Source organism: Aeromonas sp. ASNIH5, assembly GCF_002902865.1.
Taxonomy (GTDB): domain Bacteria; phylum Pseudomonadota; class Gammaproteobacteria; order Enterobacterales; family Aeromonadaceae; genus Aeromonas; species Aeromonas caviae.
The window spans coordinates 1,516,641-1,528,996 of the sequence record NZ_CP026122.1 but is presented as its reverse complement, the minus strand read 5'-3'; the positions used below and the strand labels follow the sequence as shown (position 1 = coordinate 1,528,996).

13 protein-coding genes and 1 other RNA gene are annotated in these 12,356 nt (G+C 60.5%); 8 read left to right on the top strand and 6 right to left on the bottom strand.

Features of this window, described 5'->3' with window-relative positions:
* Positions 1 to 29: 29 nt before the first annotated feature.
* From C2U30_RS06760 to C2U30_RS06740, 5 genes are read left to right on the top strand one after another with little or no spacing between them, the layout of a single operon-like run.
* Positions 30 to 1,229 carry a hypothetical protein gene (locus C2U30_RS06760; protein ID WP_103243470.1) on the top strand — a complete coding sequence of 400 codons (1,200 nt, stop codon included), beginning with the start codon at positions 30 to 32 and terminating at the stop codon, positions 1,227 to 1,229.
* A 3-nt stretch (positions 1,230 to 1,232) separates the two neighbouring features.
* Positions 1,233 to 2,813, top strand: coding sequence for a hypothetical protein (locus C2U30_RS06755; protein WP_103243469.1), 1,581 nt, complete (start codon positions 1,233 to 1,235; stop codon positions 2,811 to 2,813).
* Between the two features lie 2 nt (positions 2,814 to 2,815).
* Positions 2,816 to 3,220, top strand: a complete 405-nt coding sequence (locus C2U30_RS06750; RefSeq protein ID WP_103243468.1) for a hypothetical protein — start codon at positions 2,816 to 2,818, stop codon at positions 3,218 to 3,220.
* 13 nt (positions 3,221 to 3,233) lie between these two features.
* Entirely contained in the window at positions 3,234 to 5,195 is a 1,962-nt protein-coding gene (locus C2U30_RS06745; RefSeq protein WP_103243467.1) for a hypothetical protein, read from the top strand.
* A complete protein-coding gene (locus tag C2U30_RS06740) occupies positions 5,192 to 5,416 on the top strand; it encodes a hypothetical protein (RefSeq protein ID WP_103243466.1) in 225 nt (74 codons plus the stop codon). Before C2U30_RS06745 ends, C2U30_RS06740 begins: the two co-directional genes overlap by 4 nt.
* A 370-nt stretch (positions 5,417 to 5,786) precedes the next feature.
* On the opposite strand, the gene ssrA is transcribed toward C2U30_RS06740, so the two are convergent.
* Positions 5,787 to 6,146: a transfer-messenger RNA gene (ssrA, locus tag C2U30_RS06735) on the bottom strand.
* A 122-nt stretch (positions 6,147 to 6,268) separates the two neighbouring features.
* Positions 6,269 to 6,757 carry an SsrA-binding protein SmpB gene (gene smpB, locus C2U30_RS06730; protein ID WP_010673973.1) on the bottom strand — a complete coding sequence of 163 codons (489 nt, stop codon included), beginning with the start codon at positions 6,755 to 6,757 and terminating at the stop codon, positions 6,269 to 6,271.
* A 248-nt stretch (positions 6,758 to 7,005) separates the two neighbouring features.
* Between smpB and C2U30_RS06725 the strand changes: the two genes are divergently transcribed.
* Together C2U30_RS06725 and C2U30_RS06720 are read left to right on the top strand one after the other, a co-directional pair.
* On the top strand, positions 7,006 to 7,440 hold the full coding sequence (locus C2U30_RS06725; RefSeq protein WP_010673974.1) for an SRPBCC family protein: 435 nt from the start codon (positions 7,006 to 7,008) through the stop codon (positions 7,438 to 7,440).
* Positions 7,433 to 7,789, top strand: coding sequence for an RnfH family protein (locus C2U30_RS06720; protein WP_102948158.1), 357 nt, complete (start codon positions 7,433 to 7,435; stop codon positions 7,787 to 7,789). Before C2U30_RS06725 ends, C2U30_RS06720 begins: the two co-directional genes overlap by 8 nt.
* Before the next feature lie 68 nt (positions 7,790 to 7,857).
* Here C2U30_RS06720 and C2U30_RS06715 read toward each other — a convergent pair whose 3' ends face one another.
* From C2U30_RS06715 to yiaY, 3 genes are all read right to left on the bottom strand, one after another.
* Positions 7,858 to 8,493 (bottom strand): NAD-dependent epimerase/dehydratase family protein, encoded by a 636-nt coding sequence (locus C2U30_RS06715; RefSeq protein ID WP_041212681.1) that lies wholly within the window; start codon positions 8,491 to 8,493, stop codon positions 7,858 to 7,860.
* A 100-nt stretch (positions 8,494 to 8,593) separates the two neighbouring features.
* A complete protein-coding gene (locus C2U30_RS06710) occupies positions 8,594 to 8,932 on the bottom strand; it encodes an outer membrane protein assembly factor BamE (RefSeq protein ID WP_029314185.1) in 339 nt (112 codons plus the stop codon).
* A 132-nt stretch (positions 8,933 to 9,064) separates the two neighbouring features.
* On the bottom strand, positions 9,065 to 10,216 hold the full coding sequence (gene yiaY / locus C2U30_RS06705) for an L-threonine dehydrogenase (RefSeq protein WP_041212682.1): 1,152 nt from the start codon (positions 10,214 to 10,216) through the stop codon (positions 9,065 to 9,067).
* 392 nt (positions 10,217 to 10,608) lie between these two features.
* Here yiaY and udp point away from each other — a divergent pair, with 392 nt between their 5' ends.
* On the top strand, positions 10,609 to 11,364 hold the full coding sequence (gene udp, locus C2U30_RS06700) for a uridine phosphorylase (RefSeq protein ID WP_103243465.1): 756 nt from the start codon (positions 10,609 to 10,611) through the stop codon (positions 11,362 to 11,364).
* Positions 11,365 to 11,471: 107 nt separating this feature from the next.
* Here udp and C2U30_RS06695 read toward each other — a convergent pair whose 3' ends face one another.
* Positions 11,472 to 12,236: an RluA family pseudouridine synthase gene (locus C2U30_RS06695; protein WP_199767352.1), complete on the bottom strand. Its 765-nt coding sequence runs from the start codon at positions 12,234 to 12,236 to the stop codon at positions 11,472 to 11,474.
* Between the last annotated feature and the right edge of the window lie 120 nt (positions 12,237 to 12,356).

The window sequence follows — 12,356 nt, the reverse complement described above, 5'->3', positions numbered from 1 at the left end:
GTTGCGCCTTGCCCGTGGAGAGAAAAGTGATGGCTGAATACAAGGTCAAATGGTTTGCAAGCGAGATGCAGGGCGCCCCGAGCCTGGGCGATACCGCAGAGGGCGCTCTGGCGGCGCTACTTAAGGCGGTGCTGGTCACCGGCTTTGGCACCCTGACCATCAACTCGCTGGCTTTCGATACTGCCAAGGGGTGGGCGGTGGCCACCTTTACTGGGGGGCATGCCTATCTGCAAGACTCAGTTGTTCAGGTCGAGGGGGTATCCCCTGCCGCCTACAACGGCGAGCATAGGGTGATGCAGGTCACCGCTACTCAGGTCTGGTTTGAGCTGGATGGCGGCAACCCCGGCGCTGCGGGTTCCGGCGCGGCCATGACCATGAAGGTGGCGCCGCTGGGCTGGACGATCACCCATGAGAGCGGTGACGGGAAGATCTTTATCGTGCGGCCCACCAACGTCAGTGAGTCGGGGAATGTCAGCCTGCGCATCGACAATTCGGCGTTTACGGGGTGGATGGGGCCAAACTATTTCAACTATCTGGCCAAGGTGGCGATGGTTGAGGATGTGGTGGATATCAACAGTTACACCAATATTGGGGAGTGGCGCTGGCCTTGTACCGGGCGCTTTTCCAACCGGCGTTGGGATCTGGTGGGCGATAGCCAGCTGTTTTACTTCATGCCAGCTTATGCGGCAGGTAACTACCAGTTTATGTATAGCTTTGGCTATATCAGAACTGTTCGGCCAGGCGACCGCTATCATGCCGTGATTAACATCTATCCGACTACCAATGCCAATGAGCAGGGGCGTAACTGGCAACAGGGTTCATCTAGTTGGGCGGTTTGGGGCAACCTGTATCCCAATTTTGACAACGCTAGCCACCGGATAATTGCCCGGCCATATCACCAGCTATTCGGAGCCACCAACTGGTTTATTAAAGGGCTGTTTGGCCGATTCGGTAACGGTTTGAACATCCCCAACGGCCCGGACAACGGTTTCTATGTGACCCAGGATCCCACCATGGTGATCGAGAGTGGCAACCACCTGCGTGGGTACTTGCCCGGTTTGGTGTGCCCGTTTGCCACCATAGGGGCATGGGACAGGAAGAACTTCAAAGACCTGCCTGCCATGCCTGGCAAGTTGTTGCGGTTTGTCAGGGTGGGGTTTCAGGAAGATAACTATACCGCTGGGCAGACCTGCCTGATGGGCTTTGACCTGACCGGCCCATGGAGGTAAGTCATGGCGACTTTCCTGCCGTCAAAAGGGTGGCTGATGTTATCGGCCGCCCAGACCATTACCTACGATGCCGCGCTTGATGTAACCGCGACCAGCGGAGCGGAATGGGCCGACTGGTTTGGCGATACCGCCGATATCGGGTTGTTCCGTTATGCCTATAACAAGAGCGGTGCTGCTGATACCGGCGTGTGGGGTGGGTCTATCCCGTTCAAGCCCATTGGGTATCGGTTGAAGATTGGGGCATCCAACGCCTGCTGGACTAACGACCTGTGCGATATGGATCTGGAGTTTCTGGATGCGGCGGGCAATGTGGTCGCCGCCCTTCGCACCCGCACAGATGGCACCTATCGCAGCGGGCTATGGTACGGCCCAAGCCTTGCCAGCCTGACCAAAGCCACCCAGCGAGACGCATACCCGCGCACTTATGGTGAGCTGACCTTTACCCCAACCAGCCTGATTTATACCGATGATGGCGGTCAGCATCGCAACCAGTCATTTACCCTGACCTGCAATATGGCGGTGGTAACGACCCTGCGCTTTAGCAATATGCGCTCCTACGAGACCTATACAGGTGGCAACGGTTGCCGTGCTGAAACCTATTTGCGCATTGCAGGCGGGCCACCTGGGTTTAATGGGGACTTTGCGGCGATGACGGCAGAGCAGTACACCGCGTTGCAGCCGGATTTGGTATTGCCAGTCGGTGCGGCTATTGAGCATCAATCCGGGGTCGGGTTGGTCGCTTCTGGCACTGCACCATCCTACGTCTTGGCCAGGGGAATTTTGCCTGGTCAGACAGGGGTGCTGTTCGATGCGGCTGGCGCTGTGGTTGCCAAACTGGCCTACCTCAATGGTATGGCGGTGCTGACGGTCGGTGGGGTGACCACTCAAGGGCCAGCTGATGCACCCTATCTCGGCTTGGCCGCTATCAATGGGCAGGTGTTTGGCTACTACCAGACCAAGGTGTTTACCCGCTCAACGCAATTCATTGCCTCATCGCAATACAAGATATGGATAGAGCTGCAACCGGGCGACCAACTGGACAGGATAGGGACTGAATTTGTCCCGCTCCAGGTCGAGTTTACCTATGTGCTGTTCACCACCCCGATGACCGTTACCGTGGCCAACCAGGAGGCCCGCGCCCAGTTCCTGCCGCAAAATGTGGCGTGGCAAGGGAAACCGCCATTTTATCCTGGCCCGTTGAGTATCCAGCAGATGAGCCAGCGAGTGATCTGCAAGGGGCGGGATTACTTCTGGATCCGCGATGGGGTGCGCAACGTGGAGCAGGGGTTTATTGAAAGCACGGTGACCATCAGCGGTATGGGGGTACGGCGCCGGGTGCTCTGCTTTACCCAAGATGGCGAGCTGGTTGGCGAGACCTACAGCCGCGCAGCGGATGGGGTCTATCGGTTCGATCTGCTGTGGCTGAATCGCCGTTATATGGTGGTTGCCCAGGATGACCCGGCATATGGCCCTGCCGACTACAACGCGGTGGCCGCCGACTATCAGGCCCCGAAACCCTACACGCCTGGCGAGGGTGTGGCGCCTGCGCCGTTCCCCATGCTGGCCCCGCTCAAGAGGAAATAACCATGATCTCCTATGCCGAAGGGGTGCGCACCAGTCGCGCTCAGCTATTGGCCACGGCCATTGATACAGGCAGCGGGGCCAGTGCCAAGCTGACCATCTACACCGGCACCAAACCGGCACCGGGGGCGGCCACGACTGACCAGCTTGCTCTAGTGGTGCTCACGTTCAGCCACCCCTGCGCCAAGACGATCTCTGGTGGGGTGCTGACCTTGAAACCACTGGCCGAGCAGATGGCTACCGCCAGCGGCGCCCCCACCTGGGGGCGCATTGTTGACCGGGATGGGGCCTTTGTGGCGGATCTCGATGTAGGGGTGCCGGGCAGCGGCGCCGATCTGGAGCTGCCCGCAGCGGAGTTTTTTGCCGGTGCGCTGATCCGCATCAATACCGCCACCATCACTGAACCGTAACCGGGGGCTCGTCATGTCGGCAGAGCAGGCCAGAAAGGATGCGAGCTTAGAACTACGCAAGGCCAGGAACGGCACCGGCCAGCTGGAGCTGAATCAGTCTGAGGTGGTGCGGCTGGTCGGTATCCTTAACGGTACCACCATGCCGCCGCGCCTGAGCGCATCACATGGGCTTGTGCTGGCATCGGTATTGGCTGGCGCCCCGCATCGTTCCAGCGCGATGCTGGGCGGCTCTGTGGTGTTTGATGCAGTGCTTGCCAGCCACACCCATAGCCGTGGGGAGCTGGTCGGCGCGTTCGTCATTGTATGCACCATGACCAGCACATCCCGCGCCCCGGTGCCGGTGATCGCCGGGGAGTATGACCAGAACGTATTCCGGGGCCCTGCCAGTGCAATGGGGGATGCCTGGGAGCGGGCGGATAGCCATTCCCAGGCCCTCAGTAGCGAATGGAAGAAGGCTGGCACCGAGCGGGCAACCAGCCGCTCCCTGTGGCAACAGGCTGCCGTGCATCAGCAGCAGGTGGCTGAGCTGGGCGAGCAGATGCCCCAGACGTTCATGGCCAATCAACAGCGCTTTGCCGAGGGGCTGCCGGTCAGCCAGCAGAACCGCCAGGGCTATGACAGCCTGGCCGCTGGCCATGTGGCGAATCAGTCCCTATGGGTTGAGGCGGCGCCGGTCGTCAGCTGGCGCCTGGTCGGGTTCACCAACCCGCCGCGCTTTGACAAGGTTTGGCAGGCTGACCAGTGGCAAGAGGGTATCCCCATCGGTAAAGGGGTGGCCGCCCAAGCCTGGCACCACGGCCAGCCGCTGATTGAGGGTTGGCGTGATGGCTGGGACGAGGCCATGTGGCCACCCAAGGGCAAGACGCCGCCACCAGAACCACCCAAGCCACCCATCCGCCCCGATAAGCGGGTGCTGCGGCTGGCGTTCGGGCGCAAGCGCGACACGGCAGAGCTGGAGTTTGTCTGGCAGGGCAGTGATGCGGCAATCGTCATTCCAACCCGGAGGGTTTATCTGGTGAGCAATACAGCGAAGATCGTGCGGGTACGCGATGGGCTCGATATCCCGGCCACAGCGGTGAGCATCGAACTCGATACCGACTCCTGGGCGTGGCAGTTCAGCGCTCAAATCCCCCGTATCGCGGCGGCTGCGTTGACCGATGAGGAAGAGGTCAGTATCCATATCAACGGTCAGCAATGGGACTGCGTGTGTGATGGCTGGCAATCGAGCCAGAGCTTTGGCCGCGAGTCGGCAACGCTGACCGGCCGCTCTCGTACTGCTTACCTGTCACCGACCCATGTATTGGCGCAGGCGGTGAGTGAGGGGGCCGCTGCGACCATGGCCCAGCTGGCTGCGGCCGTATTGCCGGTGGGCTGGACGTTGGATTGGCAAGCGGCTGACTGGTTGGTGCCTGCCGGGTTCTTTAGCCTGGATAACCAGACCCCGATCGAGGTGGTCAGGTACCTGGCCGAGGCGGCCGGTGGCTTTGTGCTGCCACACCAACGCAACCGTCATCTGGTCATCAAGCCGCGCTATCCCACCGTGCCGTGGCAGCTCGATACTGCAGAGGCCGATGTGGCGATCCCCCGCGCCATCATTACCACCCTGGGCAGTGACTTCCAGCCGGGTCATGCCGCCAACGGGATCTGGGTCAGCGGTGGCCATCAGGGCATCAGTGCGCGGGTGGTGCGCCAGGGAACGGCTGGCGAGCAACAAGCGCCGACCATTACCCACCCGCTGGTATGTGATGTGACGGCAGCCCGTGCCCAGGGTGTGGTGGGGCTGGCCAAGACCATGCCCAAGCGTACCCAGACCATCGAGCTGCCGTTGTCTGCTGATACTGGGCTGATCCTGCCGGGCGCATTGCTCGCCGTGGATGGTTGGAAGGGTTACAACCGGGGCGTCAGGGTCTCTGCTGCGTTGCAGAACCGGGCCATGACGGTGCGCCAGCAACTGAGTGTGGAGCGATTTATATGAACCTGTTTAAGCGATTCCTTGAGCTGGTACCGGGCGCTGATCCCTTGCTGGTTGGTACCGTGACCGCAGTAGGTACCACGGCGACCACTCTCAATACGTTGGCTGGCGGGACAGTCACAGTACGTGGTACTGGTGTAGCCATCGGCAAGAAGGCGTTTTACAGGGGAGGGGAGCTGGCAGGAGAGGCGCCGGATTTACCGACCTATGAGATAGAGGTTTAATGCCGGTTTAACGGGGTTATCAAACTCAGTGATTCCGGTGTCACCAAGTTTGATAAACTACCGGGCCGGTAGCTTTTCATTTTCCCCGCAAGTCTTTTTCATTTTCGGCGGCGGGCTACAATTCTGGAAAAACTACGCGATGAAGCCACCGTGTCAGCGTGATGCGGAAGGATTCGGATTGGCCCGCCATTGAGCGGGCTTTTCTATGCCTGGATGGCAGAAAAGAAAAAAGCCTGCATTTCTGCAGGCTTTCTTGCTCTTGGATCACCATTGGATCATTTCGGTTCCAGTTTTGGTCTAGTCACTGTCGCTATGTTTTTGCTAAGTGGCTGTTTTTTCTGGGTTTGTCCTGTCAGTGTCCTAGTTAAATTGGTGGAGCTGGGGGGATTTGAACCCCCGTCCAAAATTACTACATCCTCGGTACTACATGCTTAGTCACTCTTTACATTCGCCAACACGCTGCGGAGAGACACGCCACGCATTGACTAGCTCGATTGGTTTTAATGCTTCCGCCCCGAGCAGGACTTCCACACGATCCTGTGAAGGATGACCTTCCATTTCCCTAGGACACAGGCAAGCTAGGGGAGAAGGGCTCAGCGCAGGTTATTAAGCTGCGAGTGCGTAGTTTTCGTCGTTTGCGACTATTTTTTTGCGGTTTATTAACGAGGCCTACCGCACCTCGGCATGCACCTTGGGTTTCGTGAATCTTGTCGAATCCAGAATCAGCCCCAAGTTGTCAAAAGGGATTGTACGCAAAAATCCTGTCATGGCAAGGCGTTGATGGCAATCGACCGGCCTTGGCCGGTCGATTGCTGGTTTATTGGTCGCCGCATGGGGGCCGGCGGCGCACGATCAACCGCGGTGTTTGTTTTTCATGATGCGGGCTTTTTCCCGATCCCATTCCCGGGCCTTGGTATCTTCACGTTTGTCGTGTTCTTTCTTGCCCTTCACCAGGCCGATCTCGACCTTGACCCAGCACGCTTTCCAGTAGAGGGCCAGCGGCACTATGGTGTAGCCCTGACGAGCGGTCAGGCTCTCGAGCTTGTCGAGTTCACGGCGACTGAGCAGCAATTTGCGGGTGCGGGTCGGATCGCATACCACGTGGCTGGAGGCGGCGTTCAGCGGCAGGAAGCTGGAGCCGAACAGGAAGGCTTCCCCCTGCATGAAGATGACATAGGCTTCGCTGATGTTGGCCTTGCCCGCCCGCAGGGACTTCACTTCCCACCCTTGCAGGGACAGGCCGGCTTCCACGCGCTCTTCGATGAAGTACTCGTGACGGGCGGTTCTGTTGAGTGCAATGGTGCTGGACCCGGCTTTGTTTTTACTGTTTTTTTTGCTCATGACGGGGGCCTTAGGCAATGTTTAGGAAGGCGCATTATACGTGGGTGGCGGCGGCTGTAAAACGCACAGCGCTCCGAGTGGCGGCTTTGTGAGCAGTTCGATGACGATTTTGAGGGAAGGGCGGGGCGAGAGCGGACCACACTGTCCGGAAAGTGTGCGATTGCCCTGCTTGGTGACCCGCGAACAGTTTCGGCGGTGATTTTGGCTGACAAGGTGATAAAATCGGGCCGATTGGATGAGGAAAACCCATGCCCCGTATTACTCGCAGTGCCCTGGTGATGTTCAGCGCGGAACAGATGTTCCGGCTGGTCAATGATGTTGATGCCTATCCTGAGTTCCTGCCCGGCTGTGTCGGCAGCCGTGTTCATGAGTCGGGTGAAGACTACATGATGGCCTCGGTCGATGTGGCCAAGGCAGGTATCGCCAAGACCTTTACCACGCGCAACCAGCTCGATGCCAATCGCACCATCAAGATGGAGCTGGTGGAGGGGCCTTTCAGCAAGCTGGCGGGATGGTGGACCTTCACACCCCTGGACGTGGATGCCTGCAAGGTGGAGTTCGATCTCGACTTCGAGTTCACCTCCAAGCTCATTGAGCTGGCCTTTGGCCAGATCTTCCGCGAGCTGGTGAGCTCCATGGTGCTTGCCTTCTCCAATCGTGCCAAGGTGGTTTACGGTGTCTGAGCTCCTCAATATCGAAGTGGCCTATGCCCTGCCCGAGCGGCAGACGGTGCTGTGCATCCGGGTCGCGCCCGAGACCAGCGTGCTGGCGGCCATCGAACAATCCGGCATCCTGCAAAAGCACCCGGAGATCGACCTGTCGGTCAACAAGTTCGGTATCTACAGCCGTCCGGTTAAGGGCGCAGAGCCGGTGCAGGAGGGGGATCGCATCGAGATCTACCGCCCTCTCATCGCCGACCCCAAGGAGATGCGCAAGAAGCGTGCGGAAAAAGCCAAGGAAGAGGGGCGTGCCGATGTGGTCACCGGCGGGCGGCCCGATGTGCACCGCAAGCGAGACGATGCCGGCACCTGACGGGTGATGGGTTGTGACAAAGGGGCGCCGTGGCGCCCCTTTGTGATCGTCTCGCCCGACACGGGGCATCACAGGGTGAGCAGGCGCTCGTTTTCCACCGTCTCTATCCCGCTCTCCTGGATGGCAAGGCGCGCCATGGCGTGCGCCACCTGACTGGCCTCGATGGCACGCCAGCGGCGCAGCGACCCGCGCAGCAGGGGCTTTACCAGCGGATAGATGGCCTGGATGATCTGTTCCGAACGGCGCGCAGGTTCGCGATGGCCGAGCAGCATGGCCGGGCGCAGGATGACAAGCCGCTGCCACTCCTGGGCCAGCAGGGCCTGCTCCATCTCGCCCTTGGTGCGGGGATAGAGGGCAGGGGAACCCGGGTTGGCGCCCAGACTGGAGACCACCAGCAGGCGGCGGCAGCCGTGGCGACGGGCGAGTGCGGCAAAGGCCAGCACATAGTCGAGATCGACCCGGCGAAATGCCTCGGCCGAGCCGGCATCCTTGCGGGTTGTGCCAAGGCAGCAGAAGGCAATATCCACAGGGGAGGGCAACGTCAATCTGTCCAGCGCGTCGAACGAGGTGGGCAGCCAGGTGCGTCCCGGAGCGGGGTCGCCCGGTTTGCGGCAGAGCAGGAGGAGGTCGTGCTCCGTCCCCAGCTCGCGCAGCAAGGCTTTGCCAATCAGACCGGTGGCGCCGGCAATCAGGAATCGACTCATGATGATCTCCTCGGGGCAATGAGGCATCCAGAGTGTGGCCCGGAGACATCACCGGGGCCAGAGAGAACAAAACCGGCAGAAGCCGGTTTTGTGGTGTCATCTAGAGCGGTGTGGTGAAGGCGGCAGGGAGAGGGAAATCACCGGTCACGGTGGCCAGTCTGTCACCCACGAAGTTGAGGGTCAGCTCCTTGCGCTCCTTGTCGCCCCGACCGGGCTGGAACTCATAGAGGTAGTACCAGGTGTTGGGGTCAAAGCTGTCGCGCAACATGGGAGAACCCAGCACGAACTCGACCTGTTCGCGGGTCATGCCTTGGCGCAGCTTGTCGACCTGCTTTTGTTCCACATAGTTGCCCTGGGGAATATCGATGCGATAGACCAGGCTGCAACCGGACAGGGTGAGGGCGGTCAGGGCCGCGGCAATCAGGTGTTTCATCCGCATATCGGGTTCAGATCATCCATACAGTCTTTTTAGCTCGGCAAATCATACCCACTCCCCGTGCGGAAGTAAAAAGCCATTGATCCATCAGCCAATAAAAAGGGCCGCGTGGCGGCCCTGGCAGATCTTGCCCCCTTACATGGCGGCGCGGAAGATGGCGACGATCTCCGCGTGAGTCGCCTGCCTGGGGTTGGTGAGACCACAGGCATCCTTGAGCGCATTGGTGGCCAGCACGTCTAGGTCGTCGGCCCTGACCCCGAGCTGCTCCAGACCGGCGGGGATCTTGACGTCGCGAGCCAGTTGCCGGATGGCGTCAATGGCTGCCGCCGCACCCTGCTCATCGCTCATGGCGCTTACATCCACCCCCATATGACGGGCCACATCCTTGAGCCGACCGGCGCACACCCGGGCGTTGTAGGCCTGGACATGGGGCAGCAGCACCGCATTGCACACCCCGTGGGGCAGGTCGTAGAAGCCGCCGAGCTGGTGAGCCATGGCGTGCACATAGCCCAGGCTTGCGTTGTTGAAGGCCATGCCGGCCAGGAACTGGGCATAGGCCATCTGCTCACGGGCATGGAGATCCTCCCCCTGATGCACGGCGGTGCGAAGGTGTTCGGCAATCAGTGCGATGGCCATCACGGCGCTGGCATCGGTGACCGGGGTGGCGGCGGTGGAGACATAGGCCTCGATGGCGTGGGTCAGGGCATCCATGCCGGTGGCGGCGGTGAGGCCGGCGGGCTTGGCCAGCATCAGTTCCGGGTCGTTGACCGACATCAGCGGCGTGACGTGCTTGTCGATGATGGCCATTTTCACCTGACGGGATTCGTCGGTAATGATGCAAAAACGGGTCATCTCGGAGGCGGTGCCGGCCGTGGTATTGATGGCGATGAGCGGCAACTGCGGCTTGGCGGAGCGATCCACCCCCTCGTAATCCTTGATGCTGCCCCCATTGGCGGCCACCAGGGCGATGCCCTTGGCGCAGTCGTGGGGTGAGCCGCCGCCGAGCGAAATGACGCAGTCGCAGCCGTGGGCCCGGATCATCGCAAGACCCGCCTCGACGTTGGCCACGGTGGGATTGGGTCTGGTCTCGTCGAACACCACGGCACCGATGCCGTGCTCGGCCAGGAGGGCGGCAAGCCGGCCCACCACGCCAATCTGGCCCAGGATCTTGTCGGTGACGATGAGCGCCTTGCGATAGCCATGTCCCTGGATATCCGCTGCCGCCTCCTGCAGGCAGCCCGCCCCCATCAGGTTGATTGCGGGAATGTAGAACTTGAATGTCGCCATGATGGACTCCGTATGATTAGCCATTAAGTGGTATGCGGGCGCCAACATAACAGCGTCGGAGGGGATGAGAAGGGGTCAATGGTATCTCGTTTGCAACTTTGTGGACTCGATCGCGCTCTTTAAATGGACGGTCGCTCAAGGCTTGACAAGGGATGGGAGTGCAAAAGGAACGTAAAAACGTTTTTCAAGAAATTCATCATCTTAGCAAACGTTTCGCGCCATTTTTGTCAGCTTTGAAGCGCAGAAATGTGAGGCGCATCAAGGAATTGGAAAGCGCTTTCGACCATAGTTGGCGCCTCCCCGGATGAGGGGACACCGGCTTGAAAGTACCGTAAAGAATCACCTTAACTGCACTCGGCTGCCATGCGGCGGGGCGCAACCAGGAGTCCACTATGTCTGATGTATTTCACTTGGGTTTGAAAAAAGCGGATCTGCAAGGCGCCACCCTGGCGATCGTCCCCGGTGACCCCGAGCGCGTGAAGCGCATCGCAGAGCTGTTGGACAACCCGGTGCACCTGGCCAGCCATCGTGAATTCACCACCTGGCGCGGCGAGATGGACGGCAAGGCCGTGATCATCTGCTCCACCGGTATCGGTGGCCCGTCCACCTCCATCGCGGTGGAAGAGCTGGCCCAGCTGGGTATCCGTACCTTCCTGCGCATCGGCACCACCGGCGCCATCCAGCCGCACCTGAACGTGGGCGACGTGATCGTCACCACCGGCTCCGTGCGCCTCGACGGTGCCAGCCTGCACTTCGCGCCGATGGAGTTCCCGGCAGTGGCCGACTTTGACTGCACCACCGCCCTGGTGAACACCGCCAAGGAGCTGGGCTCCAAGCTGCATGTGGGCGTCACTGCTTCTTCTGACACCTTCTACCCGGGTCAGGAGCGTTACGACACCGTATCCGGCCGCGTGGTACAACGTTTCCAGGGTTCCATGAAAGAGTGGCAAGCCATGGGCGTGCTGAACTACGAGATGGAGTCCGCAACCCTGCTGACCATGTGTACCAGCCAGGGCCTGCGTGCGGGCATGGTGGCCGGTGTCATCGTGAACCGTACCCAGCAGGAAATCCCGAACGCCGAAACCATGGCGAAAACCGAATCTGATGTCATCAAGATCGTGCTGGGCGCCGCCCGCAAGCTGATCTGATAGCACCACACCGAGTGGGGGGTGGGGGCCGTTGCGAAAGCGCGGCCCCTATCTTTATCCGCCGTTTGCCTTTTTTGCCTTCCTGGCCCTGCTTTCCCCCTTCTTCGTTACCCCTGTTGCCCCGTCATGGCCGCCAGTGCCTGCGCAAAGGGCGCTTCACAGCGGATCTGTACCGCTTCGCCGCTCACCGGGTGCACAAAACCGAGTTCACTGGCGTGCAGCATCAGTCTGGGGGCCCGTTCGCAGCCGGGCGGGAGCAGGCCGCCATAGAGATCGCATCCCAGGATGGGATGGCCCAGCCACTGGCTGTGGATGCGCAGCTGGTGGGTGCGCCCGGTTTCCGGTACCAGCCTGACCCGGGTCAATGGCACCGGCTGGCCTGCCCCCTCCAGGGTGAGCCGCTCCATTACCCGATAGCGTGAGCGGGCGGGTTTGCCGCTGGCGGCGCAGATGCTCATCAGCGGGAACAGCGCCGGATCCTTGGCGATGGATGCGTCGATGACGCCCTCATCCGCCGCCAGATGGCCGCAGAGCAGTGCCTCGTAAGCCTTGCTCACGGTGCGCTGGCTGAACTGGTGGCAGAGCAGGGCGTTGATGCTCTTGTTTCTGGCCACCACCATGACGCCCGAGGTGCCAAAGTCGAGGCGGTGCACCAGGGTGCAGCCGGGGTAATCCTGTACCAGCCGGTAATGGACCGAATCGAGGTTCTGCGGGTTCTTGCCCGAGAGGCTCAGCAGGCCGCTCGGCTTGTTGATGAGCAGCAGATGCGCATCCTCAAACAGGATCTCGATGGTGGCGGCGCAGGGCGGGGCAACAAAGGTGTCGATGATGGCGGACATGGGGCAACCGGACGATGAAGGGAGAGGGATCATACCCGAACGATGGCGGCGCGGCGAATCTGGATGTCCACTCCCAAGGCCTGTCGCCAAGTACTTGATCTCGTTGGTTGAGGCGTTTTGTGACTCCCTCCTGAGTTCATCTGGCCATCTCTT